At 66.4% G+C, this 24634-nt stretch carries 21 protein-coding genes and 2 rRNA genes (1 of these 23 cut by a window edge); 16 read left to right on the plus strand and 7 right to left on the minus strand.

Annotated features, from left to right (window positions below; genetic code table 11):
* Positions 1–2: 2 nt before the first annotated feature.
* The 10 genes from ACWPKK_RS23660 (at position 3) to ACWPKK_RS23705 (ending at position 10210) form a co-directional block, all read left to right on the plus strand.
* Positions 3–941 carry a respiratory chain complex I subunit 1 family protein gene (locus ACWPKK_RS23660; protein WP_452009155.1) on the plus strand — a complete coding sequence of 313 codons (939 nt, stop codon included), beginning with the start codon at positions 3–5 and terminating at the stop codon, positions 939–941.
* Positions 942–960: 19 nt separating this feature from the next.
* Entirely contained in the window at positions 961–2424 is a 1464-nt protein-coding gene (locus ACWPKK_RS23665) for a hydrogenase 4 subunit D (protein ID WP_452009158.1), read from the plus strand.
* 14 nt (positions 2425–2438) lie between these two features.
* Positions 2439–3092 (plus strand): hydrogenase 4 membrane subunit, encoded by a 654-nt coding sequence (gene hyfE / locus ACWPKK_RS23670; protein WP_452009161.1) that lies wholly within the window; start codon positions 2439–2441, stop codon positions 3090–3092.
* A 5-nt stretch (positions 3093–3097) separates the two neighbouring features.
* Entirely contained in the window at positions 3098–4723 is a 1626-nt protein-coding gene (locus ACWPKK_RS23675; RefSeq protein WP_452009163.1) for a hydrogenase 4 subunit F, read from the plus strand.
* A complete protein-coding gene (locus ACWPKK_RS23680) occupies positions 4720–6435 on the plus strand; it encodes a hydrogenase large subunit (protein WP_452009166.1) in 1716 nt (571 codons plus the stop codon). Before ACWPKK_RS23675 ends, ACWPKK_RS23680 begins: the two co-directional genes overlap by 4 nt.
* A gap of 12 nt (positions 6436–6447) precedes the next feature.
* The gene (locus ACWPKK_RS23685) at positions 6448–7008 is read left to right on the plus strand and encodes a formate hydrogenlyase complex iron-sulfur subunit (protein WP_452009169.1); all 561 of its coding nucleotides are present in this window, start codon (positions 6448–6450) and stop codon (positions 7006–7008) included.
* Positions 7005–7808: an NADH-quinone oxidoreductase subunit B family protein gene (locus tag ACWPKK_RS23690; RefSeq protein WP_452009171.1), complete on the plus strand. Its 804-nt coding sequence runs from the start codon at positions 7005–7007 to the stop codon at positions 7806–7808. Before ACWPKK_RS23685 ends, ACWPKK_RS23690 begins: the two co-directional genes overlap by 4 nt.
* On the plus strand, positions 7805–8272 hold the full coding sequence (locus ACWPKK_RS23695) for a formate hydrogenlyase maturation HycH family protein (RefSeq protein ID WP_452009174.1): 468 nt from the start codon (positions 7805–7807) through the stop codon (positions 8270–8272). The genes ACWPKK_RS23690 and ACWPKK_RS23695 overlap by 4 nt, the downstream gene beginning before the upstream one ends.
* Positions 8269–8727, plus strand: coding sequence for a hydrogenase maturation peptidase HycI (hycI, locus tag ACWPKK_RS23700; RefSeq protein WP_452009177.1), 459 nt, complete (start codon positions 8269–8271; stop codon positions 8725–8727). The genes ACWPKK_RS23695 and hycI overlap by 4 nt, the downstream gene beginning before the upstream one ends.
* Positions 8728–9298: 571 nt before the next feature.
* Positions 9299–10210 carry a formate/nitrite transporter family protein gene (locus ACWPKK_RS23705; RefSeq protein ID WP_452009180.1) on the plus strand — a complete coding sequence of 304 codons (912 nt, stop codon included), beginning with the start codon at positions 9299–9301 and terminating at the stop codon, positions 10208–10210.
* Between the two features lie 50 nt (positions 10211–10260).
* Here ACWPKK_RS23705 and fdhD read toward each other — a convergent pair whose 3' ends face one another.
* Positions 10261–11127: a formate dehydrogenase accessory sulfurtransferase FdhD gene (fdhD, locus tag ACWPKK_RS23710; RefSeq protein WP_452009182.1), complete on the minus strand. Its 867-nt coding sequence runs from the start codon at positions 11125–11127 to the stop codon at positions 10261–10263.
* Between the two features lie 347 nt (positions 11128–11474).
* Here fdhD and hypA point away from each other — a divergent pair, with 347 nt between their 5' ends.
* From hypA to ACWPKK_RS23725, 3 genes are all read left to right on the plus strand, one after another.
* Positions 11475–11816: a hydrogenase maturation nickel metallochaperone HypA gene (gene hypA / locus ACWPKK_RS23715; RefSeq protein ID WP_452009184.1), complete on the plus strand. Its 342-nt coding sequence runs from the start codon at positions 11475–11477 to the stop codon at positions 11814–11816.
* A gap of 24 nt (positions 11817–11840) precedes the next feature.
* Positions 11841–12122 (plus strand): HypC/HybG/HupF family hydrogenase formation chaperone, encoded by a 282-nt coding sequence (locus ACWPKK_RS23720; RefSeq protein WP_324870310.1) that lies wholly within the window; start codon positions 11841–11843, stop codon positions 12120–12122.
* A gap of 76 nt (positions 12123–12198) precedes the next feature.
* Entirely contained in the window at positions 12199–12744 is a 546-nt protein-coding gene (locus tag ACWPKK_RS23725; protein ID WP_452009187.1) for a HupE/UreJ family protein, read from the plus strand.
* A gap of 43 nt (positions 12745–12787) precedes the next feature.
* Here ACWPKK_RS23725 and ACWPKK_RS23730 read toward each other — a convergent pair whose 3' ends face one another.
* Together ACWPKK_RS23730 and rpoZ are read right to left on the minus strand one after the other, a co-directional pair.
* Complete coding sequence (locus tag ACWPKK_RS23730) at positions 12788–13534, minus strand: hypothetical protein (protein ID WP_452009190.1); 747 nt, start codon at positions 13532–13534, stop codon at positions 12788–12790.
* Positions 13535–13583: 49 nt separating this feature from the next.
* Positions 13584–14039 carry a DNA-directed RNA polymerase subunit omega gene (rpoZ, locus tag ACWPKK_RS23735; RefSeq protein WP_452009193.1) on the minus strand — a complete coding sequence of 152 codons (456 nt, stop codon included), beginning with the start codon at positions 14037–14039 and terminating at the stop codon, positions 13584–13586.
* Between the two features lie 284 nt (positions 14040–14323).
* Between rpoZ and ACWPKK_RS23740 the strand changes: the two genes are divergently transcribed.
* The 3 genes from ACWPKK_RS23740 to ACWPKK_RS23750 are packed head-to-tail and all read left to right on the plus strand — an operon-like array spanning position 14324 to position 19129.
* Positions 14324–18139 (plus strand): PAS domain-containing protein, encoded by a 3816-nt coding sequence (locus ACWPKK_RS23740; protein WP_452009195.1) that lies wholly within the window; start codon positions 14324–14326, stop codon positions 18137–18139.
* On the plus strand, positions 18132–18524 hold the full coding sequence (locus tag ACWPKK_RS23745; protein ID WP_452009197.1) for a response regulator: 393 nt from the start codon (positions 18132–18134) through the stop codon (positions 18522–18524). The genes ACWPKK_RS23740 and ACWPKK_RS23745 overlap by 8 nt, the downstream gene beginning before the upstream one ends.
* Positions 18524–19129 carry a DUF533 domain-containing protein gene (locus ACWPKK_RS23750; RefSeq protein WP_452009199.1) on the plus strand — a complete coding sequence of 202 codons (606 nt, stop codon included), beginning with the start codon at positions 18524–18526 and terminating at the stop codon, positions 19127–19129. Before ACWPKK_RS23745 ends, ACWPKK_RS23750 begins: the two co-directional genes overlap by 1 nt.
* 24 nt (positions 19130–19153) lie before the next feature.
* On the opposite strand, the gene ACWPKK_RS23755 is transcribed toward ACWPKK_RS23750, so the two are convergent.
* The 4 genes from ACWPKK_RS23755 to ACWPKK_RS23770 all read right to left on the minus strand — a co-directional run.
* Positions 19154–19600 (minus strand): CBS domain-containing protein, encoded by a 447-nt coding sequence (locus tag ACWPKK_RS23755; RefSeq protein WP_324870303.1) that lies wholly within the window; start codon positions 19598–19600, stop codon positions 19154–19156.
* A gap of 86 nt (positions 19601–19686) precedes the next feature.
* Positions 19687–21453 carry an SLC13 family permease gene (locus ACWPKK_RS23760; RefSeq protein ID WP_324870302.1) on the minus strand — a complete coding sequence of 589 codons (1767 nt, stop codon included), beginning with the start codon at positions 21451–21453 and terminating at the stop codon, positions 19687–19689.
* A 216-nt stretch (positions 21454–21669) separates the two neighbouring features.
* Positions 21670–21785 (minus strand): 5S ribosomal RNA (gene rrf / locus ACWPKK_RS23765).
* A 144-nt stretch (positions 21786–21929) separates the two neighbouring features.
* Positions 21930–24634: ribosomal RNA gene (locus tag ACWPKK_RS23770) — 23S ribosomal RNA — on the minus strand (it continues 42 nt past the right edge of the window).

Here is a 24634-nt window from a genome sequence, read left to right on the forward strand (position 1 = left end):
CCATGCTGACCTTCTCACACCTGATCCTGGGACTGTTCCAGGCGCTCCTCCTGCTCGCCGCGGCCCCCCTGATCTCCGGCCTGTCGCGCATGATCCGGGCAAAGCTGCACACCCGCCACGGGCCGGGACTGCTGCAGGACTATCGCGACATCGCCAAGCTGCTGACCCGCCAGGACCTGACCCCGCCCAACAGCGGCTTCGCCTTCCGCGCCATGCCGGCGGTGATGCTGACGACGGTGCTGGTCATCGCCATGGGCATCCCGATGCTGACCCGCTTCACGCCGGTGGCGCCCATCGGCGACCTGATTACGGTCATCTACCTGTTCGCGCTGGCCCGCTTCTTCTTCTCGCTGTCCGGCATCGACAGCGGCAGCTCCTTCTCCGGCATCGGCGGCAGCCGCGAGCTGACCATGGGCGTGCTGGTGGAGCCGGTGATGATGCTGTCGCTGTTCGTCGCGGCGCTGCTGGCCGGCTCGACCAACCTCGGCGCCATCGGCACCGCCATCGCCGACGGCCATGTCCAGTCGGTCACCGCGACCATCGTTGCCGCCCTGTCCTTCGCCTACGCCATCTACATCGAGCTGGGCAAGCTGCCCTACGACATGGCGGAAGCGGAGCAGGAACTGCAGGAAGGCCCGCTGACCGAATATTCCGGCCCGTCGCTGGCGCTGATCAAGTGGGCGATGTCGCTGAAGCAGGCGGTCGTCGTCGCGTGGTTCATCGGCGTCTTCCTGCCCTTCGGCAGCACGCCCGAGATGACGTTTTTCGGGCTGCTGTTCGGGCTGGTCGCCTTCGCCATCAAGCTGGTCCTGATCTTCGCCGCCGTCGGCGTGGTCGAGAACAGCGTCGCGCGCGTCCGCTTCCGCCTGACCCCCCAGCACAGCTGGGTCGGGGTCGGCGCCGCCTCGCTCGCCTTCGTCTTCTATCTGGTCGGCCTGTGAGCCGGCGAGGGGCAGCATCATGATAACACTCCCCACGGAACCGCTCGGGCTGTTGGCGCTGGCCGCCATCCTCGTCCCCTTCGGCGGTGCGGCGGCGATCGCGGCATCGGAACGGGCATCGGCCAAATGGCTGTGCCAGGGCTTCGCCGCCGCCACCGTCGCGGTGATCGCCATCCTCGCCATGTCGCTGCTCGGCGACGGCAAGGTCGGCGGCACCTTCGACCTGATCTCCTTCGGATCGGTCTCGATCCTCGGGCTGGTGGTGGACAGCGTCAGCGTGCTGATCGCGCTGGCGGTGATCGCCATCGGCCTGCTGGTGGCGGTCTATTCCGCCGCCTACCTGAACGCCGGCAACCGCGAGCATCCCGACATCGGCCGGCGGCGCTTTTACGCCTTCCTGCTGGTGTTCATCGGTGCCATGACCGGTCTGGTCTTCAGCTCCACCGTCGTCGGCCAGCTCGCCTTCTTCGAGTTGACGGGCGCCTGCTCCTGGGCGCTGATCGGCTACTACGAATCGCCCAAGGCGCTGCGCTCGGCGGCCAAGGCGCTGCTGGTCACCCATGTCGCCTCGCTCGGCCTCTATGTCGCGGCGGCGCTGCTGTTCCTGTCGACCGGCACCTTCGCACTGACCGCCATCGCCGATCTGGCGCCGGGGATGAAGGCGGTGGTGCTGCTGGCGATCCTCGTCGCCGCCTGGGGCAAGTCGGCCCAGCTGCCCTTCCACATGTGGCTTCCCGACGCGATGGAGGCCCCGACCCCGGTCAGCGCCTACCTGCATGCGGCCTCGATGGTGAAGGTCGGCGTCTACATCTTCGCCCGCGGGCTGATGTCGTCGGGCGGCGCGCCGGAGATCGTCGGCTGGGTCGGCTCGATCATGGCGGTGCTGACGCTGGTCTACGGCTTCTTCATGTATCTGCCGCAGGTCGACCTGAAGCGCCTGCTGGCCTATTCGACCATCACGCAGCTGGCCTACATCCTGCTGGCACTGTCGCTGTCGGTCTTCGGCTCCGACCTCGCCTTCAAGGGCGCCATCGCCCACATCTTCAACCATGCCTTTGCCAAGACGCTGTTCTTCCTGGTCGCCGGTGCGCTGAGCTACACCGCCGGCACCCGCCTGCTGCCGTCGCTGCGCGGCATCGTCACCAAGTCGCCACTGCTGGGCGTCGCCTTCGTCTGCGCCGCCCTGGCGATCACCGGCGTGCCGCCCTTCAACGGCTTCTTCAGCAAGTTCGCCATCTTCGCCGGCGGGTTCGAGGTCGGGGCCCATCACTGGGCGCTGATGGTGCTGGTGGTCATCGCGCTGGCGGAATCGGTCGGCTCCTTCGCCTGGTTCCTGAAATGGCTGGGCCATTCGGTGCCCGGCAAGCCGTCCACCACCATGGCCGCGGCGGCACCGCTGCCGGCCGGCATGAAGTTCGTGCTGGTGGCCCTGGTGGCGATGACGGTGGTCTCAAGCTCCATCGCCGCCTCGTGGCTCGGCTGAGGGAGGGAACGGTCATGAACGGATTTCTCATCGTCAACGGCCTGTCGGGCCTGCTGATCGTCAGCTCCCTTCTGGTCACGCTCGCCGGCAATCCGGCCAACTCCGCCCGCTTCTATGCGCTGCAGAGCTTCATCCTTGTGATGCTGTTCGTGGCGCTGGCGGGGACCACCGGGTCGGGCGAGCTGTATCTCTGGTCCTTCACCGCGCTGCTGACCAAGGTGATCCTGGTCCCGGCGATCATGTACCGCGCCTTCCGCAAGCTGAGCGATCCGGCCATCGGCTCGGGCGCGGTGATGCCGACGGCGCTCTCCATCGTCGGTGCGGCGGCCGCCGTCATCCTCTGCTTCGGCGTGGCCTCCAAGGTGACGCTGCCGGCGGCCGACGCGATCAAGCCGGCGCTGGCTGTGTCGCTCGCCCTGTTCTTCATCGGGCTCGCTTGCATCGTGGCGCAGCGGAACATCCTGAAGCAGGTGTTCGGCTATTGCCTGATGGAGAACGGGTCGCACCTGACCCTGGCCCTGCTGGCCCCCAACGCCCCTGAACTGGTGGAGATCGGCATCGCCACCGACGCCATCTTCGCGGTGGTGGTGATGGCGGCACTGGGATCGCGGATCTTCGACACGCTGCACACGCTCGACGCGCGCCAGCTCACGAGCCTGAAGGGATGACCGCCATGGTACCCTCGATCCTTCCCCCACTTCTCCTGATCGGTCCGCTGGCGGTGGCGCTGTTTCTGCTGACCCTGCCCTGGTTTCGGGACTCCCTGCCCGAATCGCTCGCGACCGACCAGGGCAGCGTGGCGCTGCTGGAGCGCATCCATCTGGGCTCCATCGGCTATGTCTTCCTGCTGAGCGCCGCCGCCCTGATCCAGGTGCTGTCGAACGGCGCCATCGCCGCCTTCGGCGACTGGCTGTTCATCGACGCGCTCGGCGCGGTCTTCATGATGCTGATCGGCGTGGTCGGCCTGCTGACCGGCCTCTATTCCATCGCCTACATCCGCCACGACCTCGAAGCCGGCCTGATCGATGCCGGAAAGGTGCGGATCTACTACGGCTTCTTCAGCCTGTTCCTGTTCACCATGCTGCTGGCGGTCACCGCCAACAACATCATCATGATGTGGGCGGCGATCGAGGCGACGACTCTCGGCTCCGCCTTCCTCGTCGGGCTGTACGGGCAGAAATCCTCGCTGGAGGCCGCCTGGAAATACGTCATCATCTGCACGGTCGGCGTCGCCTTCGGCCTCTACGGCACGGTTCTGGTCTTTTCCAACGCGGCCGACGTGCTGGCCGACCCGCATCAGGCGGTGCTGTGGACGGCCCTGGTCGGCCACGCCGCAGAGCTGGACCCGATGCTGGTCAAGCTGGCCTTCGTCTTCGCCCTGATCGGCTTCGGCACCAAGGCCGGCATCTTCCCGATGCATGCCTGGCTGCCCGACGCCCATTCCGAGGCACCGAGCCCGGTGTCGGGACTGCTGTCGGGCGTGCTGCTGAAATGCGCGCTGCTGATCGTCATCCGCTTCTACGTCATCACCGTCGGCACGGTGGGCGTCGGCTTCCCGCAGATGCTGCTGCTGACGCTGGGCGTCCTGTCGGTCGGCGTCTCGTCCCTGCTGTTCTTCGTGCAGCAGGATCTGAAGCGCAAGCTGGCCTATTCCAGCATCGAAAATGTCGGGCTGATCGTCGTGGCGCTCGGCGTCGGCGGGCCGCTGGGCATCGCCGCGGCCTTGCTGCACGCCATCAACCACAGCGTCACCAAGGCCCTGTTCTTCTGCAGCGCCGGCAATGTCCTAATGAAGTACGGCACCCGCGACCTGCGGGCGGTGAAGGGCGTGCTGCGGGTGGCGCCGGCCACCGGCCTGCTGATGATGGGCTGCGCCCTGGCGCTGGCCGGCTTCCCGCCCTTCAACATCTTCGTCAGCGAATTCATGGTCTTCATGGCCGGGCTGAACGAAGGCTATGGCTGGGTCATGGCGCTGTGCGCGCTGTTCCTGTGCATCACCATCGCCGGTCTGGTGAAGATCGTCGCCGACAGCGTGCTGGGCAAGAGCCCGGAGACGATGCCGAAGGGTGACGTGGGCTGGAGGGCGCTCGCCCCGCTGGGCGTGCTGGCGGTCCTGGTGCTGACGCTGGGCTTCGCCGTGCCGCAGCCGCTGTCCAACCTCGTCCAGCAGGCGACCGCGGTGGTGATGAACGGCGACAGCCGCCCGGTGGTCGCCGCCCCCTGGCAAAAATACGACACGGTCCGCGCCGCTGGGCCCGTGGTGACCGGCAGCCTCTCGCAGACGGAGATCTCCAAATGAACCTCATCACTCCGGAACGGGTCGGGAGCGGCACCATCGCCTCCCTGCGCGAGAGCCTGCCCCATGCGATCCTGGATGAGTCCTGGCAGACCGAGGCCCAGGTCACCATCACGGTCAAGCCGCAATCGCTGCCCGACGTCGTCGCCAGCCTCTATTACGACCACGACGGTTGGCTGTCGGTGGTGGTCGGCAACGACGAACGGCCGCTGAACGGCGCCTACGCCGTCTACTATGTCCTGTCCATGGAGGGCGGCGACAAGTGCCATGTGGTGGTGCGCTGCGAGGTGCCGGCCGACACGCTGGAATACCCCTCCGTCACCCCGCGGGTGCCCGCCTGCGTCTGGGGCGAGCGCGAGGTGCGCGACATGTTCGGCCTGCGCCCGGTCGGGCTGCCGGACGAACGCCGCCTCGTCCTGCCCGACGACTGGCCGGACGAGCTGTATCCGCTGCGCAAGGATTCGATGGACTACCGGCTGCGGCCGGCACCGACCAGCGACGACGAGACCTATCAGTTCATCAACGAAGCCAAGCAGGAGACCCGCGTCGTCCCGCTGGGACCGCTGCACATCACCTCCGACGAGCCCGGCCACTTTCGCCTGTTCGTGGACGGCGAGGACATCATCGACGCCGATTACCGCATGTTCTACGTCCACCGCGGCATGGAAAAGGTGGCCGAAACGCGGATGGGCTACAATGACGTGACCTTCCTGGCCGACCGCGTCTGCGGCATCTGCGGCTACGCCCACAGCGTCGCCTATGCGAACTCGGTGGAGAATGCGCTGGGCATCAAGGTGCCGCCGCGGGCGCAGGCGATCCGCTCCATCCTGCTGGAGACGGAGCGGATGCACAGCCATCTGCTGAACCTCGGCCTCGTCTGCCATTTCATCGGTTTCGACACCGGCTTCATGCAGTTCTTCCGCGTGCGCGAGAAGGCGATGACCCTGGCGGAACTGCTGACCGGCGCCCGCAAGACCTATGCGCTGAACCTGATCGGCGGCGTCCGCCGCGACATCCTGGGCGACCAGCAGGCCAGGACCCGCGAACTGGTCGCCGAGCTGCGCGACGACGTGACCCGGCTGGTCGATGTCCTGCTGTCCACCGCCAACGTCAGCGGCCGCGTCAAGGGCGTCGGCCGGCTCGACCCGCAGATCGCCCGCGACTACAGCCCGGTCGGGCCGGTGGTGCGCGGCAGCGGACATCGCCGCGACACCCGCGCCGACCATGCCTTCGGCGGCTACAAGCTGCTCGACATGCCGGTTCATGTTGAGCAGGGCTGCGATGTGCTGTCCCGCACGCTGGTGCGGGTGGCCGAGTTCTTCGACAGCCTGTGGATCATCGAACAGCTGCTGGACAAGGCGCCTGCCGGCCCGGTGCTGACCGAGGACTTCACCTATGCCCCGCACAAATTCGCGCTCGGCTTCACCGAGGCGCCGCGCGGCGAGGACATCCACTGGTCGATGACCGGCGATAACCAGAAGCTCTACCGCTGGCGCTGCCGCGCCTCGACCTACAACAACTGGCCGGTGCTGCGCTACATGCTGCGCGGCAATACGGTGTCGGACGCCCCGCTGATCGTGGGCAGCATCGACCCCTGCTATTCCTGCACCGACCGCGTGACCGTCGTCGACGTTCGCAAGAAGCGCTCCAAGACCATCGCCTACAAGGAGATGGAGCGCTACTGCCGCGAACGCACGGATTCACCGCTGAAGTGACGGGGGCGACCGATGCTCAAGCTACTCAAGGAAATCTTCCGCACGGGCGAGGCGACGGTCAAGTACCCCTTCGCTCCCATGCCGGTCTGCAAGGACTTCCGCGGCAAGCCGGAACACAAGGCGGAGGACTGCATCGCCTGCGCGGCCTGCACCGTCGCCTGTCCGGCCAATGCCATCCAGATGGAGACCGACACCGCGGCCGGCACCCGCACCTGGTCGATCAATTACGGGCGCTGCGTCTTCTGCGGCCGCTGCGAAGAATCCTGCCCGACAGCCGCCATCCGCCTGTCCGACGATTTCGAGCTGGCAGTCGGCAGCAAGGCCGACCTGACGCGCAAGGCGGTGTTCTCGCTGGCCGAGTGCGCCTGCTGCGGCAAGGCCTTCGCCCCGGCCAAGGAGGTCGATTACGTCGCCCGCCTGCTGAGCCAGTCGGCCCGCAGCGCCGAGGAAGCGGACCGGCTGCGCCTGACCGTCTCGACCTGCCCGGCCTGCAAGCGCGCCCAGGACGTCCACCAGATCGCCCGCATGGGGATCGGCCGGCAGATGAATAAGGAACTGGAGACCACGCCATGAACGTCCCGGTGAACCCCAAGACCCTGGTGGCGGAGATGCCGCCGGTCTCCACCAGCGAACAGATCGCCACGATGAAGAAGGCGCTGCTGAAGAACATCCAGCGCTCCGCCTATGTCTATCGCGTCGATTGCGGCGGCTGCAACGGCTGCGAGATCGAGATCTTCTCGTCCATCACCCCGGTGTTCGATGCGGAACGCTTCGGCATCAAGGTGGTGGCGTCGCCCCGGCATGCCGACATCCTGCTGTTCACCGGGGCGGTCACCCGTGCCATGCGGATGCCGGCGCTGCGCGCCTACGAGGCCGCGCCCGATCCGAAGATCGTGGTGTCCTACGGCGCCTGCGGCTGCACCGGCGGAATCTTCCACGACCTCTACTGCGTGTGGGGTGGCACCGACAACATCGTGCCGGTGGACGTCTACATCCCCGGCTGCCCGCCGACGCCGGCCGCGACCATCCATGGCTTCGCGGTGGCGCTGGGCCTGCTGGAGCAGAAGCTGAAGGCCGAGACCCATGTCGAGGCCGCCGGGGAGACGGCCGCCCTGCCCCACCCCGACATCCCCTATGCCTTGCGGGTCCAGCTGGAACGCGAGGCGCGGCGGATGGCCGGCTACCGCCAGGGGCACGACATCGCCGAGGAGTTCTTGGCCCTGCTGGAGGGGCATGCGCACATGCCGGGATCCTTCACCCTGTCCGAATGCATGATGGAGGCGATTGCCGAGGAACGCGACCCGCGCCGCGCCGAGATCATTGGCCGGCTGGTCGATGTCGTGCAGCAGGCGATCCGGGGAGAGGCGGCATGAGCACCCCCGCACAGGCCGATCCCGGCTCCATTCCCGGCCTGCGCGCCGGCCGCGGCGTGGCGCCCGAGGTGGTGTTCTACCAGTTGAACGCCAAGGTTCTGGAGCGGAAGGAGGACATCCCTGAGGATGCGAAACAGGTGGTCTATTATTCCCTGGCCATCGGGCATCACATCGGCGTGTTCGACTGCTTCAAGCCGGCCTTCCGCTGCACCACCGCGGTGTTCGACCGCGTTCTGGAAACGCTGAAGGACAATGAGGAGGCGCACCGCAAGCTGTCGGGCCTGCTGCGCTTCGGCGAGATCACCGTGGACAGCACCCACACCCGGCCACTGATTGCGGCCATCGAGGCGGTGCTGCCGACCGCCCCGCCCGACGTGGCGGCATGGCTGGACCGGCTGCGCACGGCGCTGGACGCCATCCGGCGCGAACCCGCGATCTATCTGATGGGGAGACGGCTGTCATGACCGATGTCGTATTCACGGTTGGAAACGTCCTGCGCGGCGACGACGGGGCCGGCCCGCTGCTGGCCCAGCTGCTCGACGAGCAGCCCGCCCCCGGCTGGACCGTGGTGGACGGCGAGGATGTCCCGGAGAACCACACCCACCATATCCGCTCGCTGGCGCCGCAGCGGGTGCTGATCGTCGATGCCGCCGACATGGAACTGCCGCCGGGCGAGATCCGCCTGATCGGGCAGGACAGCGTCGCCGAGCAGTTCATGGTCACCACCCATGCCATCCCGCTGAACTTCCTGATCGACAGCCTGCGGGAAACCGTGCCGGAGATCCTGTTCCTCGGCATCCAGCCGCAGGACACCAGCTTCTTCGCGCCGGTCACCAGCACCGTCCGCCACTCCGTGGAGGCCGTGCACGACCGGCTCGTCCGCGGCGAAGGTTTCGAGGTTTACGAGACGGTGGGCTGAAAGGGCTCCGGGTCTGGTCGAGGCCGGTACGTCTCCCTCTCGACCGTCATCCCTGCGAAGGCGCTACGGGATGCACAGATCTCGCATATGCGAAAGAATAGCAGCCTTTGGCAGCGAATAGCCCTTCTCCCCTTGCGGGGCGGGATCGGCCAAACGCCAACGGCGTTTTGCCGACCCGCGGGTTGGGATGAGGGGGGGTGACCGGCTGAAAGCCGGTGGAAACCAGTTCTGCGCCCCTCACCCCAACCCCTCTCCCGCGAGGGGAGAGGGGCTTTCCTCAATGCCAAGCTGTACAATTTTCCGCAAGTGCGAGATATGTGCATTCTGTAGCGCCTTCGCGGGAATGACGGTCGGAATGGCGAAGGAAGGGCTCCGGCCGAACTGGCGGGGACAACGGCAGAAGGCTTGTCGCCAGCCCCATACGTTCGACACCAAGACGCCGACGGCGTCACCGATCGGCGCTGAATTGCCGGTCGCCCCTCCCCCTGGCCGACGAACCGTTGCGCATCCGTCGGCGGGTGCCGGGACAGACCGTGTCCGGAACAACTCCACACAAGCGGAGGACCCCGTCATGGCAACGGATCCTGCATCTAAAGATTCGATGGTGCTCGGCATGGACGCCTATTCGCCTGCCGAGATTCAGGACAAGGTGGAAAAGCTCGGCGTGAAGAAGGCGACGATGCCCTTCCTGCCCAGCTTCATGCTGGCGGTGGTCGCCGGCGGCGGCATCGGGCTGGGCGGCATGTTCTTCGTCATCGTGCTGGCCGATCCCGCCCTCAGCTTCGCGGTCCAGAGGCTGCTGGGCGGGCTGGTCTTCTCGCTCGGCCTGTCGCTGGTCATGGTCGGCGGGGCGGAGCTGTTCACCGGCAACTGCCTGATCGTGATGGCGCGGGCGAACGGCCAGATCAGCACGGCGCAGGTCCTGCGCAACTGGGCGACGATCTGGATCGGCAACGCGGTCGGCGCGCTGGGCCTCGTCTTCCTGATCTTCATGTCGCACCACGCCGAGATGAACAACGGCGCGGTCGGCGGCGCCGTCCTGAAGCTCGCCGTCGGCAAGATCGCACCCGACGCGGTGACGATCTTCTTCAAGGGCATCATGTGCAACCTGCTGGTCTGCCTGGCGGTCTGGCTCGCCTATGCCGGCCGCACGGTGACCGACAAGATCGTGGCGCTGACGCTGCCCGTCGCCGCCTTCGTCGCCGCCGGGTTCGAGCATTGCATCGCCAACCTGTATTTCCTGCCGCTGGCCTATGTCTTGAAGATCACGGGCCATGTGCCGGCCGGGATGGACGTGTCTATGATCACGGCGGGCGGCATCCTGCACAACCTGCTGTTCGCCACGCTGGGCAACATCGTCGGCGGGTCGGTGTTCGTCGGCGGCGTGTATTGGCTGATCTACCGCAAGGGCCTGGGCGGCCTGACCCCACTGCCGTCGCGCAAGGCGATGCCGGTGATGGGGCGGCCTGCCGCGACGCACTGATCACGCGAATCCCGCGGGCCGGCGATGAACCGGCCCGCGGGATTTTGCGCTCATGCGAGCGTGGCGACGCGGGAGGGCACGGCGTAGACGGTGAATCGGCCGTCGCGCACATAGGCGACCACCCCCACCCCGACCGTCTCGGCAAAGCCGACGCACAGCGATGTCGGGGCGGAAATGGCCGCGATCAGCGGGATGCCGGCGGCGGCGGTCTTATGGACCATCTCGAAGGAACAGCGGCTCGACACCACGACGAAACCGCCGGTCGGGTCGATGCCGGCGCGGGCCAGCGCGCCGATCAGCTTGTCGAGCGCATTGTGCCGGCCGACATCCTCGCGCACGGCGACCAGTTGCCCGTCGGGAAGGGCGAAGCCGGCGGCATGGACGGCGCCGGTCTGCCGGTTCAAGGTCTGCCCCGACGGCAAAGCCGCCACGGCGCGACGGATGGCGTCGGGCGCAATGCGGGCGGTGGAACGGACGGGATCGAGAGGCCGCAGCGTTTCCGCAAAGCTGTCGGTGCCGCAACGGCCGCAGCCGGACCCGCCCATCAGGTTGCGCTTGCGCCGCAGAAGGGCCGCAAGCCTCTCCACCGGCAGTTCCATGCGCAGGCGCACGCCGTCCGTCAGCTCGTCGATCGCGGTGATCGCCAGTTCGTCGGCACTGCCGACGATCCCCTCGCTGAGCGAGAAGCCGGTGGCGAAATCCTCCAGGTCGGTCGGGGTCGCCAGCATGACGGCGAAGAGGTCGCCGGCATAGACCAGCCCGACCGGCACCTCGTCGATGATCTTCTCTTCGCGGTCGTCGGTATCCGATCCGGTGCAGACGGTCGCCGGCACCAGCCGGATGCCATGACGCGACAGCGGCTGCGCCAGGGAAAGCGGCGCGGAGGTCGGGGCCGCGCAGGCGGTGGCGTGATCCATGATGTGGCAGAGCCCCTGGCTGCGATGAAAGGCGGGGTGAGGACGAGCGCCGGCCGAACGGTCCGCCACAGCGTACCGTTATAACGCCGAAGCTGGAGCATTGGTCCCGGCGCCATGATCAGGCCGGCGCTCGCCCCACGATCTTGCACCGGTGCGCGGCGGAACGACATGCGGCATTACGGCCCATCGCCAATATTTACCGAACTATCTCAAAATAAAATCAGCTTATCGGGTGATAGAATATACTTATCATCCAAGAGCGATTACATAATTTCATGTATATCTTCCGTTTTACGATTTGCCATACTTCGCCTGTGGTGATATTTTCCACGAGGCGGAGACGGAAGATGCATGAGCTATCATTGTGCGAACGGCTGCTGGATTTGCTGCGGGAGGAATCCCGTCGGCACGCCTTCCGGCGCGTAACCCGCATTCGGCTGGCGGTGGGGCAATTCGCCTGCGTCGATCCGGACGCTCTGCGCTTCGCTTTCGATGTGGTCCGTCGCGACACGCTGGCCGATGGGGCGGCGGTCGACATCGTCCAGCCGCCGGGTCTCGTCTGGTGCGACGACTGCGCTTGCGAGCGGGAGGTGCCGTCACGGCTCGCCCCCTGCCCGACCTGCGGCAGTCAGCGCCTCAGCCCGCGCGGCGGTGACGACCTGACCCTTGTCGAACTGGAAGTAGCCTGACCGCCGCGACGAAGGAGCCCCGCCATGTGCCTTGGTGTCCCGGCCCGCATCCTCGCCGTCGCCGATGCCGGACGGATGACCGTCCTGGCCGAGATGCTGGGCGAGGAGCGGGAGGTGAACCTCTCCTGCCTCGCCGGCCCGGATGAGCCGCCAGCCGCCTGGATCGGCGACTGGGTGCTCGTCCATCTCGGCTTCGCCCTGTCCCGGATCACGGAGGCCGACGCGCTGACAACCCTCGACATGCTTCGCCAGTTGGACGAGGCGGAGGACGGACGGGGCCATCTGAAGGCCTCCCTGATCGGCTGATCCCGGCAATGAGCACAGTCGGCAAAGAGCACAGCCGGCAATGAGAACAGCCGGCATTCACAGGAGTTCTTTAGCAATGAACAGGTTGCTTTCCGCCGGCCTCGCCGGCCTTCTCACGGTGGCGCTCGCCCTTCCGGCACTTGCCCACACCGGCCACGCCGGACACGCGATGTTCCAGGAAGGGCTGCTCCACCCGCTGAACGGCATCGACCATCTGCTGGCGATGATCGCCGTCGGTATCTGGGCGGCGCAGAATGGCGGCCGGGCGATCTGGCTGCTGCCGGCGTCCTTCATCACCATGCTGGCGGGGGGCGCCCTCCTCGGCATGACCGGTGTCGAGTTGCCGGCGGTGGAGGCCGGGATCGCCGCCTCGGTCGCGGTGCTGGGCCTGCTCGTGCTGCTGAACAAGCGGGTGCCGGTGGCGGCCGGTATGATGCTGGTCGGTGCCTTCGCCGTCCTTCACGGCCATGCCCACGGCGCCGAGATGCCGCAGGCGGCCGATCCGGTCCTCTACAGCCTGGGATTCCTGCTGTCGACCGCGATGCTGCACGGTGCCGGCATCGCCATCGGACTCGCTCGCCACATCCCACGCCTGCTGTCGGCGGTGCGTGCCAACCGGTAAGACGGCCTGCATGAAACGGCATGGAAAGCCGGGGGGAGAGGGCTCACAAATCCTGAGCCGCAGCCACCCTGACCGGCTTCCCCGGCCGGTCCGGCACCAGCCGCCCGCCATTCTCCCGCAGTCCCTCCGCGAGCTCCACCGCATAGGCGGCGCCGTCCACCAGCATGGCTGCAGCGATGACGGCAAGATGGGCGGGGGGAATGTCGCGGCGGAAGCGGAGCGCCGGCTCCGTCTCCATCCCCTCGCGGCGTCGCGCGAGGTAGCTGGCGGCGGCCATGGCGAGGGGCACGGCCGGGACCATGTTCTGGATGCCGTGCAGCTTCTGCTCGACCGGCGGGACCGGCCGCCGCGCGATGGCGTAGCGCAGATCCGCCATCATGGTCGCCTCGTGCGACAGCAGGCCGGCGGCCATCAGTGCCAGGCTGCGCGGGTTGGTCTCCAGCAGAAGCAGCGCCAGGCCGGGCATCGCCGCCTGTCCGGACATCACGATGTGCATCAGCGATTCCTTAGCCCCGGCCGTGTGCTGAATGTCCATCCTGCGGTGGACCAGCCAGTCCGCGAACCCCGCCAGCGCCCCCGCCGGCAGCAGACCATAGGCGACGACGTCCCGCATCGCTCGGTCCAGCGCCTCCGCCGGGGGAGCGGGTGCCGGAGGAGCCGGAGGATGTGCCCGTCTGGCCGCCGGACGCTTCCCCCGCTTCCCAACGACGCCGGCGCCGACCGCCACGGCCGACAATGCGACGGCGGACAAGGCCATGGCGGATAGGGTGGTGGTGAAAAGTCCCCTCATCCGGTCTCTCCTCCCTGGATCGACTGTTTCGCGGGTCCCGGTTGCATCGTCAGGGGCCGACATCGCCGTCGGCATCGTTGCCGACCACGTCATCCTCGGTCATGTCGAAGGCGGCGCCCGGATTGCGGTCCATTTCGGAGGCGATGTCGTCGTCCTCGGTGATGTCCTCCTCCGCGTCGCTCATGGAATCCTCGTCGGCGAGCGAGTTGTCGGTGGTGTGCATCCAGTTGTTCTCATCCGCCATCAGTTCGGCGATCTCCTCTTCGGGCTCGTCGGCCTCGATCGACTTCTGGTGGCCGCGGATCAGGGTCTCGCGCAACTCGGGCAGCGACAGCCTCTCCTCCGCGATTTCGCGCAGGGCGACCACCGGGTTCTTGTCGTTGTCCCGGTCGATCGCCAGCGGCGCTCCGCTGGCGAGCTGACGGGCCCGCTGAGCCGCCACCATGACCAGATCGAAACGGTTGGGGACCAGAAGGACGCAATCCTCGACGGTGACACGGGCCATTCGATGAACACTCCGGGACAGGTGACGGGCCAGAACAGGTGACGGGCTTGGAAGATCGGTGATGACCGGGCCAAGAGAGGCCAGCCCTATTCCTCAACAGTCCCTTTCGCCGATTGCGCATCCGTTCACTGGTCGTATCGCAAAGGGAGAGTACCGGTCCGTTCCATCGGGACATCGGCCGCCGTCCCCATCCGGGGGCGGGAGCGGTACCCATCACGCCGTTGCGAACGAATGGTGCCGAGCGCTGTTCTTGTCTGCGTACCCTTCCCCGGCCGCCACGGTTCATGCCCTCCGCTCCGATCTCCCTCACCGACACCTCCCTGCACCACACATCCGATGCCGGCCGGCTCGCCGAAGATTTGGCCCGCAGGGAAAGGCAGCACGATCTGCTGGCCCGCTTCGGCATGGCCGCCCTGAAGAGCACGGACATCGGCACGCTGCTGCAGGAGGCCACGCGCCTGTGTACCGAAGGGCTGGGAACGGAACTGTGCAAGGCCCTGGAATGGGTGCGGGACAGTGATGGCGACGGGACGGTCGAAGACCGCCTGCTCGTCCGCGCGGGCGTCGGCTGGAACCCCGGCGTCGTCGGAAGCCGGACGGTCGGTGCCGACCTTGCGTCCCCCGCCGGATACGCCCTGAAGACCGGCGAGCCCGTCATCTCCAACGATCTCGGCACCGAATCCCGCTTCCGACGCCCGGCCCTCCTGGCCGAGCATGGGGTGAAGAGCGCCATCAACGTGATCATCCGCGGCGAAGGCGAACCCTTCGGCGTGCTGGAGGTCGACAGCCGGCAGGTGGGGCGCTTCGACGCCGCCGACGCCGCCTTCCTCCAGGGCTTCGCCAACCTGCTCGGCGGAGCCATCGACCGCGCCCGCGACGCGGCGGAGCGCCACCGGACGGAGGCTCTGCTGCGCGAGAACGAGCAGCAGTTCCGCAGCCTCGCCGACCTGATCCCGCAGCTGACCTGGATGGCCGATGCGGGCGGCGCGATCTATTGGTACAATCGGCGCTGGTACGACTTCACCGGCACCAAGCCAGGGGAGACGGAGGGCTGGAACTGGCGCATCGTCCACCACCCCGACCATGTCGACCGCGCCTCCGACGGCTTCTTCCGTGCCATCCGGGCGGAGGAGCCGTGGGAGGACACCTTCCCCCTGCGCAGGCACGACGGCGAATACCGCTGGTTCCTGTCCCGTGCCGTGCCGGTGCGCGGTCCCGATGGGCGGATCCTGCGCTGGCTGGGCACCAATACCGACGTGACCGAGCAGCGCCGGGCCGAAGCCCGCGTGATGGAGGCGGAGCGGCGGCTGCAACTGGCGCTCAACGCCGCACGGATCGGCGCATGGTCGTGGAACCTGGACGAGGACCGGATAGAGGCAGACGCCCGCCTGCGCGAGATCTTCGACTTCACGGCGGAGTTCCCGCCCGACCGCCCGCTCTGCGGATCGGACGTGACCGGCCGCGTGCACCCCGACGACCAGCCCCGCATCCGGCGGATCATCGAGACCGCCCGGCGGGAACGCGGCGAATATGACGCCGAGTTCCGCATCCTCCTGCCCTCGGGCGAGGTCCGCTGGGCCGTGGCCCGCGGCATCGTGACCGACAGCACGCCCGAACGCAGCCTGAGCCTGATCGGCGTCACCTGGGACACCACCGACCGCAAGCGGGCGGAAGACCGTCTGCGCGTCAGCGAGGAGCGGTTCCGCTCGCTGGTGGAGGCCACCGCCGCCATCGTCTGGAGCACGTCGGAGACCGGACGCTTCACCGCTCCGCAGCCGAGCTGGAGCGCCTTCACCGGCCAGAGTTTCGAAGAGTTGAAGGGTACCGGCTGGATCGACGCGATCCACCCCGACGACCGCCCCCACACGGCGGAGGCCTGGCGCGCGGCCCGGACGGGACGGACGGTCTACAAGGCCGAACACCGGCTCCGCCGTCACGACGGCGTCTACCGCGACATGCTGGTCCGCGCCGTCCCGCTTCTGGACGGCAACGGCGCCGTGCAGGAATGGGTCGGCGTCCACACCGACATCACCACCCGCCGCCGCGCCGAGGAGGCGTTGCGCGAGACGGAGGAGCGTTACCGGCTGGCGGCGCGGGCGACCAACGACGCCATCTGGGACTGGAACCTGTCATCGGACCGCATCCACTGGAACGAGGCGGTGCGCACCCTCTTCGGCTATGGCGAGGATGCCACGGAGACCGCCGCCGCCTGGTGGATGGATCACATCCACCCCGACGACCAGGACCATGTGGTGACCGGCATCCATGCGGTGATCGACGGCGGCGGCACCCGCTGGAACGACGAATACCGCTTCCGCCGTGCCGACGGCAGCTATGCCAGCATCCTCGACCGCGGCTTCGTCCTGCGCAACGCCGTCGGACAGCCGCTGCGCATGATCGGCGCGATGCAGGACATCAGCACCCGCAAGCGGGCGGAGGAGGAGCTTGAGGCCGCCCGCCTCGCCGCGGAGGAGGCCAACCGGGCCAAGAGCCTGTTCATCGCCAACATGAGCCACGAGCTGCGCACGCCCTTGAGCGCCGTCATCGGCTACACCGAGATGCTGGAGGAGGAGCTGGCCGACCTCGGCGTCGACAGCATGCTGCCCGACCTGGAGAAGATCGAGGCCAATGCCCGGCACCTGCTGAACCTCATCAACGGCGTCCTCGACATCTCGAAGATCGAGGCCGGCAAGATGGAGGTGCATGGCGAGGACGCCGGCATTGCCGAGCTGACCCGCGAGGTCGCCGCGACGGTCGAGGCCCTGGTGTCGAAGAAGGGCAACCGGCTGGCCGTGGAGGTGGCGGACGGGCTGGGCCGCATGCACACCGACGTGGTCAAGGTTAGGCAGTGCCTGTTCAACCTGCTGAGCAACGCCGCCAAGTTCACCGAGAACGGCACCGTCACCCTGTCGGTCGAGCGCATCGCGGCAGATACCAGCGCGGCAGATACCAGCGCGGCAGACACCGGAGCGGCAGACATCGGCGCGGCAGCGGGGGACATGGTGATCTTCCGGGTCACCGATACCGGCATCGGCATGTCGCCGGAGCAGGTCCGGCGGCTGTTCGAACGCTTCATGCAGGCCGATAGCTCGACCACGCGCCGCTTCGGCGGGACCGGTCTGGGGCTGGCGATCACCAAGGCCTTCGCGGAGATGCTGGGCGGAGAGATCGCGGTCGAAACCGCATCCGGCAAGGGCACCAGCTTCATCCTGCGGCTGCCCGCCGACCTGCGGCACGGTCAGGCGCACCGCCACTCCGATCCTTCACCGGTAACGGTTGACGAGGGCACACCCGCGCCTTCCGCCCGCGAGACGATCCTGATCATCGACGACGAACAGGCGATGCGCGAGCTGCTCGCCCGCTTCCTGCACCGCGAAGGCTTCGTCGTGGCGCTGGCGGCGGACGGCCAGACCGGCTTGTCGATTGCCCGGCAAATCCGGCCGCGTGCCATCCTGCTCGACGTGATGATGCCGCGGACCGACGGCTGGTCGGTGCTGTCGCTGCTGAAGGCGGAACCCGACCTGGCCGACATCCCCGTCATCATCATCTCTTCCCGCCGGGAAAAGGGGCTGGCGCTGTCGTTGGGCGCCGCCGACTACTTCACCAAGCCGGTGGACTGGCAGCGCCTGCACCGCGTGCTGAACGGCCTCAGCGGACAGGCTCCGGGCACCGCGCTTGTGCTGATGGAGGCCGACGAGACCCGCGCCCTCCTGGGGGCTGAGCTGGGTCGCGACGGCTGGGACGTCCGGGAGGCCGATACGGAGGAGGAGGCGTTCCGCCAGCTTGCCACCGTCCGGCCCACCGTGATCCTGCTGGACCCTTTCATGGACGGCATGGACGGGCTCGCCTTCCTCAAGGCATTGAGCCGCGACCTGGATTCGAGCGGCATCCCCGTCATCGTCATGGCCCCCCAGGCGATCGGCCGCAACGAGGCCGAGGAGTTGCGTGGCCGTGTCCGCGACATCATCCCGGTGACGGAGGACGGATCGGCGGAAATGATCGAAGAGCTGAAGGACGCGATCGCGCGCCTGCGGCCGGCCTCCGGCAAAGTGGGGGATGCCGCCCGCGCGACGGGAGGAACGGGAGGAACCGATGGCTAAGCTGCTGCTGGTCGAAGACCATGAGGAAATCTGGGATTTCCTGTCACGTCGCCTGAAACGGCGGGGGTTCGACGTGGTGCTCGCCTTCGACGGGCGCCAGGGGGTGGAGATGGCGCGCAGCGAGCGGCCGGACGTTATCCTGCTCGACATGAACCTACCGGTCATCGACGGCTGGACCGCCGCCCGCGAACTGAAGGCGGGCGAAGAGACGGCCGCGATCCCGATCATCGCCCTGACCGCCCACGCCATGTCCGGTGACCGTGAGAAAACGCTGCAGGCGGGCTGCGACGATTACCACCCCAAGCCCGTCGACTTCTCCCGCCTGCTGACGCAGATCGACAATGCGATGCAGCGGCCGGCCGGGGCCGACGGGGGAACCCCCTGATGAAGGATCTTCAGAAACCCAGCCTGCTGAAGCGCCTGTTCGGCGGCTCGCCGGAGTCTCCTCCCGCCATTCCGCCTGTCATTCCCACCGCCATTCCCACCAGCGAGCCGGAAGCGGACGCCAGCCCGCTGGGGTCACGCCTGGGCCACCAGCCGGTGCTGCACGAGATGCTGGCCCGGCAGATCCTGGACGCCCATCTGCGCAACCGCCACCAGCTGCACGACCGCGCGCCTGCGGATCTTGGATCCGCCAGTCCGGATGAGGCGCGCCTGCTGGTCCGCGCCATGGCCGCCGCGGCCAACGCGAATGGCAAGTTGGACGGCATGGAACTCGGTCGGATCAGGGGCAAGCTCCGCAGCAGTCCCCTCGACGAGGAGGACCAGCGCGCGCTTGAGAGTTCGTTGGAAGAACCGCAGTGCCTTGAAGAGCTGGTCCGGCAGGTCGACAGTCCGCGCCTGGCCGCCCGCTTCTACGCGGTCTCCCTGGCCGCGGTCGACAAGAACGCGCCGATCAACCGCTCCTATCTGCGCTACCTCGCCCAGCGCCTCGGCCTTCCCGCCGATCTGGTGGTGCGGCTGAACAGGCAGATGGGGCTGCGGCTGTAGCCGCCCCCATCAGACGTCCTGCCATCAAACGTCCTGGCCGCTGGCGCTGAGTTCGCCCAGCGCGTTCCGGATCGTGTTGGTTTCCAGCAGCAGCCGGCGCGACACGTCGCTCAGCGTCAGCCAGCCGACGACCTGCTTCGCCTCGTCCAGCACCGGCAGGCGCCGCACATGGTAGGCGCCCATGATGTCCATCGCCGTCGCCAGCGTGTCGGTGTCGCGGCAGCTGAAGACGGAACTGGACATCACCTCGCGCACCCGCACCCGCGTGCTGTCGCCGCCCTCCGCCACCACGCGGAACAGGATGTCGCGGTCGGTCAGGATACCCAGCAGGTCCTCGGCCGACCCGACCGGCAGCGCGCCGACATCCAGTTCGCCCATCAGGGTCGCAGCCTCCTGTACGGTGGCGTCGGGGGCGATGAACTCCAGCGCTTTCGCCATGATCTCGGAAACCAGCACGGTCGTGTTCCTCATTGGTCGGGCCTGCCCCTTGGCGTCGGGGGTCGGCGATGGGGCGGGCGGCGATGGGCAACATCCGGCCGGGGACCGTTGTTCCTCCCTCACCCCCCAAGCGGCCAGACCATCACGATCAGCCAAGTGCCCAGCGTCAGGATGAGCAGTGACAGGGGCAACCCCAGCCGGGGATAGTCGCTGAACCGGTAACCGCCGGGGCCCATCACCAGCGTGTTGCACTGATGGCCGATGGGAGTCAGGAAATCGCTGCCGGCACCGACGGCAACCGCCATCAGGAACGGATCGGGGCTGAGGCCCAGCTGCTGAGCCACCCCGGCGCCGATGGGTGCCATGACCAGCACGGTCGCCGCATTGTTGAGGAAAGGCGTGACCGCCATCGCCGCCGCCATGACCAGCGTGACGCAGGCCACCGCCGGCAGGCCGCGCGCGGCATCGGCCAGCAGGGTGGAGATCACCTGGGTCGCCCCTGTGCTCTCCAGCGTGCCGCTGACCGGGATCAGCGCGGCCAGCAGGATGATAATGGGCCACTCCACCGCGTGATAGGCATCCTCGACGCTGAGCACTCCGGTGACGATCATCGCCGTTGCCGCCGCCAGGAAGGTGACCGCCAGCGGGGCCAGATGGAAGCCGACGACCAGCATGGTGATGATGACGATCCCGACCGGCACCCACATCGGCCGCCGCCGGCCCAACTGCAGGCGACGCTCCGCCAGCGGGATCAGGTTGGCATCGGCGAGCGCGTCGGGATAGCGCTCCGCCGGCACCTGGAGCAGCAGCAGGTCACCCTCCCGGAACACCACATGGTGCAGGCGCTGGGCAATCCGCTCGCCGGCGCGGCTCACCGCCAGCAGGCTGAGGCCGAAACGCCGCCGCAGGTCGAGACGGCGGTCGGAATGGCCGGCAAGCGGCGAGTCCGGCGTCACCACCGCCTCGACCGCCAGCAGTTCGCCATCCACTCCCTCCAGCACGCCCAGCGGTTCCAGCGAGGCGGCCTGGACCAGACGCTGCAGGGCCGGCGCGTCGCCCTCCAGCACCAGGATGTCGTCGGCCAGCAGGACCCAGTGCTTGTCCGGCACGTAACGGCGAAAGCGTTCGCGGATCAGGCCGATCACCTGCGCCTCACCCTCCGCCAGGGCCTCGATGTCGCGGACAGTGCGGCCGACGAAGGCCGACGCCGCCGGCAGCCTCATCTCGCTGGCGTAATTCTCGATGGCGAAGGTCTCTTCGGCCGAGCGCGCACCGCTGCGGTCCTGGGGCAGCAGGCGCCAGCCGAACATCAGGAAGGCCAGACCGGCCAACGTGATCCCAAGCCCGACCGGCAGGTAATCGAACATGGCGAAGGGCTTACCGAGGATTTCCTCCCGCACGCGGGACACGATGATGTTGGGCGAGGTGCCGACCAGCGTCATCAGCCCCCCCATCAGAGAGGCGAACGCCATCGGCATCAGCACGCGATGCGCCCCGGTGCGGTGCCGCCGCGCCAACTGCATGGTGATCGGCAGGAAAATGGCAAGCGCGCCGATGTTCTTCATCAGGGCCGACATGAAGGCCACCGATCCGGATAGGAAGGCGATCTGGCGCGTCGGCGTGTTCAGCTTTGCTGCCACCGGGCGGACCAGCGCGTCGATCACGCCCGACCGGGCGATCCCGGCGCTGACGATGAGGGCGGAGGCGATGATGATGACGATATCGTCGGCAAAGCCGGAAAAGGCGTCCTTCGCCGGGATCAGTCCCAGGAATACGCCGGCCAGCAGGGCCAGCACCGCCACCACGTCGAAGCGCAACTTGTTCCAGACCAGCATCGCCACCACGATGCCCACCAACGCAAAGGCCATGAACTGCTGCAGGGTCATCGAAGGTCCGTCAGTTGGTGTCGCCCCGAGGTAACCCAGCGACACCCGGGAGCGTTCCCGAAGCGCTGGCGGTACGGCAGTTGCGCCAACGCCGGTAAGCCAACAGCAAAAAGCGCCAACAGCAAAACGCCCCGGCTGGTGAGAGCCGGGGCGTTTCTGATGTTCGTGACGATGCCAGCGTGTTTGCTTTGGTTTGGCGTCTCTTGAGCCTGAGTGACCTGGCGGCGACCTACTCTCCCACGTCTTAAGACGCAGTACCATTGGCGCGGAGGCTTTTCACGGCCGAGTTCGGGATGGGATCGGGTGTTTGACACCTCGCCATGACCACCAGGTCACCAAGGCTCAAGACCGACGCTTATCCGAAGCGTATCGCTGTTCAGTGCAAGTGAGGTGAGGATGTATCGAACTGGCGGGCTTGCGTCAAGCAGGGCCTGTGGAACAGGCTTGCTGCTGCGCATGGCGCGGTTTGTGGGGTCGAGATCAAGCCGATCGAGCGATTAGTAAGGCTTAGCTTCAGGCATTGCTGCCCGTCCACATGCCTCCTATCGACGTGATGGTCTGTCACGGCTCTCAAGGGAGCTCTGGTTTAGAGGTGGGTTTCCCGCTTAGATGCTTTCAGCGGTTATCCCGTCCATACTTAGCTACCCGGCCATGCCACTGGCGTGACAACCGGTGCACCAGAGGTATGTCCATCCCGGTCCTCTCGTACTAGGGACAGATCCTCGCAAAACTCCGACACCCACGGCAGATAGGGACCGAACTGTCTCACGACGTTCTAAACCCAGCTCACGTACCACTTTAATCGGCGAACAGCCGAACCCTTGGGACCTGCTCCAGCCCCAGGATGTGATGAGCCGACATCGAGGTGCCAAACGACTCCGTCGATATGGACTCTTGGGAGTCATCAGCCTGTTATCCCCGGCGTACCTTTTATCCGTTGAGCGATGGCCCGTCCACGTGGAGCCACCGGATCACTATGGCCGACTTTCGTCTCTGCTCGACTTGTCAGTCTTGCAGTCAGGCGGGCTTATGCCATTGCACTCGACGAGCGATTTCCGACCGCTCTGAGCCCACCATCGCGCGCCTCCGTTACACTTTGGGAGGCGACCGCCCCAGTCAAACTACCCGCCATGCAGGGTCCCGGACCCGGATCACGGGCCACGGTTAGATGCCAGAGACTTCAAGGGTGGTATTTCAAGGTTGGCTCCACCCGGGCTGGCGCCCAGGCTTCCAAGCCTCCCACCTATCCTACACATGAAGTCCCTAGCACCACTGCAAAGCTGTAGTAAAGGTGCACGGGGTCTTTCCGTCTGACCGCGGGAACTCCGCATCTTCACGGAGAGTTCAATTTCGCTGAGTTGGTGTTGGAGACAGCGGGGAAGTCGTTACGCCATTCGTGCAGGTCGGAACTTACCCGACAAGGAATTTCGCTACCTTAGGACCGTTATAGTTACGGCCGCCGTTTACCGGGGCTTCAATTCAAGGCTTGCACCTCTCCTCTTAACCTTCCGGCACCGGGCAGGCGTCAGACCCTATACGTCGCCTTGTGTGGCTTCGCAGAGCCCTGTGTTTTTAGTAAACAGTCGCTACCCCCTGGTCTGTGCCCCCCGCCATGGCTTGCGCCACAACGGGGCCCTCTTCTTCCGAAGTTACGAGGGCAATTTGCCGAGTTCCTTCAACACCATTCTCTCAAGCGCCTGGGTATACTCTACCAGTCCACCTGTGTCGGTTTGGGGTACGGTCTATACGGCGGGGCTATTTCCTGGAACGGGTCCACAGCATGTCCAATCCGATAAGGACATACACGCTTTCCCATCCGTCACCTCCGCCAGGCCCACGATTATTAACGTGGTTCCCATCGACTACGCCTTTCGGCCTCGCCTTAGGGGCCGGCTCACCCTGCGTGGATTAACCTTGCGCAGGAACCCTTGGACTTTCGGCGACAGTGTTTCTCACACTGTTTGTCGCTACTCATGTCAGCATTCTCACTTCCGATACCTCCAGGCGGCCTCACGGACACCCTTCGCAGGCTTACGGAACGCTCCGCTACCACGTGATCATGAGATCACATCCGCAGCTTCGGTACACGGCTTGAGCCCCGATACATTTTCGGCGCAGGCCGGCTTAACTAGACCAGTGAGCTATTACGCTTTCTTTAAAGGATGGCTGCTTCTAAGCCAACCTCCTGGTTGTCATGGCCTTCCCACATCCTTTCCCACTTAGCCGTGATTTGGGGACCTTAGCTGGCGGTCTGGGCTGTTTCCCTCTCGACGATGGACCTTAGCACCCACCGTCTGTCTGCCGGACTGCACTCTGCGGTATTCGGAGTTTGGTTAGGTTTGGTAAGGCTCGCGCCCCCCTAGCCCATCCAGTGCTCTACCCCCGCAGGTGATATCCGACGCGCTACCTAAATAGCTTTCGCGGAGAACCAGCTATTTCCTGATTTGATTGGCCTTTCACCCCTAGCCACAGGTCATCTCCGACTTTTTCAACAGGCGTGAGTTCGGTCCTCCAGTGCGTGTTACCGCACCTTCAACCTGCCCATGGCTAGATCATCAGGTTTCGGGTCTAAAGCATGCAACTCGGTCGCCCTATTCAGACTCGCTTTCGCTGCGCCTCCACCTACCGGCTTAAGCTCGCTGCATACTCTAAGTCGCTGACCCATTATACAAAAGGTACGCCGTCACCCCATGAAGAGGCTCCGACTGCTTGTAGGCATCCGGTTTCAGGAACTGTTTCACTCCCCTTGTCGGGGTGCTTTTCACCTTTCCCTCACGGTACTGGTGCACTATCGGTCACTGAGGAGTACTTAGGCTTGGAGGGTGGTCCCCCCATGTTCAGACAGGGTTTCACGTGCCCCGCCCTACTCGAGCATCCGATCCGGTTTATCCGTACGGGGCTATCACCCGCTATGGCCCGACTTTCCAGACGGTTCCGGTTATGTAGATCGAATGACTGGCCTGGTCCGCGTTCGCTCGCCACTACTAGCGGAGTCTCGGTTGATGTCCTTTCCTCCGGCTACTTAGATGTTTCAGTTCGCCGGGTTCGCTTCCCATGCCTATGGATTCAGCATGGGATACCGCGTTAAGCGGTGGGTTTCCCCATTCGGAAATTCACGGATCAAAGCCTGCTCGCGGCTCCCCGTGACTTATCGCAACGTGCTACGTCCTTCATCGCCTCT

Source organism: Azospirillum largimobile (assembly GCF_977007025.2).

Coding starts and splice junctions, on each gene's coding strand:
- ACWPKK_RS23755 (WP_324870303.1), bottom strand. CDS start 19,600: ATGAGGAACACGACCGTGCTGGTTTCCGAGATCATGGCGAAAGCGCTG.
- ACWPKK_RS23725 (WP_452009187.1), top strand. CDS start 12,199: ATGAACAGGTTGCTTTCCGCCGGCCTCGCCGGCCTTCTCACGGTGGCG.
- ACWPKK_RS23660 (WP_452009155.1), top strand. CDS start 3: ATGCTGACCTTCTCACACCTGATCCTGGGACTGTTCCAGGCGCTCCTC.
- ACWPKK_RS23760 (WP_324870302.1), bottom strand. CDS start 21,453: ATGACCCTGCAGCAGTTCATGGCCTTTGCGTTGGTGGGCATCGTGGTG.
- ACWPKK_RS23720 (WP_324870310.1), top strand. CDS start 11,841: ATGTGCCTTGGTGTCCCGGCCCGCATCCTCGCCGTCGCCGATGCCGGA.
- ACWPKK_RS23730 (WP_452009190.1), bottom strand. CDS start 13,534: ATGAGGGGACTTTTCACCACCACCCTATCCGCCATGGCCTTGTCCGCC.
- rpoZ (WP_452009193.1), bottom strand. CDS start 14,039: ATGGCCCGTGTCACCGTCGAGGATTGCGTCCTTCTGGTCCCCAACCGT.
- ACWPKK_RS23675 (WP_452009163.1), top strand. CDS start 3,098: ATGGTACCCTCGATCCTTCCCCCACTTCTCCTGATCGGTCCGCTGGCG.
- ACWPKK_RS23680 (WP_452009166.1), top strand. CDS start 4,720: ATGAACCTCATCACTCCGGAACGGGTCGGGAGCGGCACCATCGCCTCC.
- ACWPKK_RS23665 (WP_452009158.1), top strand. CDS start 961: ATGATAACACTCCCCACGGAACCGCTCGGGCTGTTGGCGCTGGCCGCC.
- hyfE (WP_452009161.1), top strand. CDS start 2,439: ATGAACGGATTTCTCATCGTCAACGGCCTGTCGGGCCTGCTGATCGTC.
- ACWPKK_RS23705 (WP_452009180.1), top strand. CDS start 9,299: ATGGCAACGGATCCTGCATCTAAAGATTCGATGGTGCTCGGCATGGAC.
- ACWPKK_RS23685 (WP_452009169.1), top strand. CDS start 6,448: ATGCTCAAGCTACTCAAGGAAATCTTCCGCACGGGCGAGGCGACGGTC.
- ACWPKK_RS23745 (WP_452009197.1), top strand. CDS start 18,132: ATGGCTAAGCTGCTGCTGGTCGAAGACCATGAGGAAATCTGGGATTTC.
- fdhD (WP_452009182.1), bottom strand. CDS start 11,127: ATGGATCACGCCACCGCCTGCGCGGCCCCGACCTCCGCGCCGCTTTCC.
- ACWPKK_RS23695 (WP_452009174.1), top strand. CDS start 7,805: ATGAGCACCCCCGCACAGGCCGATCCCGGCTCCATTCCCGGCCTGCGC.
- ACWPKK_RS23690 (WP_452009171.1), top strand. CDS start 7,005: ATGAACGTCCCGGTGAACCCCAAGACCCTGGTGGCGGAGATGCCGCCG.
- ACWPKK_RS23740 (WP_452009195.1), top strand. CDS start 14,324: ATGCCCTCCGCTCCGATCTCCCTCACCGACACCTCCCTGCACCACACA.
- hycI (WP_452009177.1), top strand. CDS start 8,269: ATGACCGATGTCGTATTCACGGTTGGAAACGTCCTGCGCGGCGACGAC.
- hypA (WP_452009184.1), top strand. CDS start 11,475: ATGCATGAGCTATCATTGTGCGAACGGCTGCTGGATTTGCTGCGGGAG.
- ACWPKK_RS23750 (WP_452009199.1), top strand. CDS start 18,524: ATGAAGGATCTTCAGAAACCCAGCCTGCTGAAGCGCCTGTTCGGCGGC.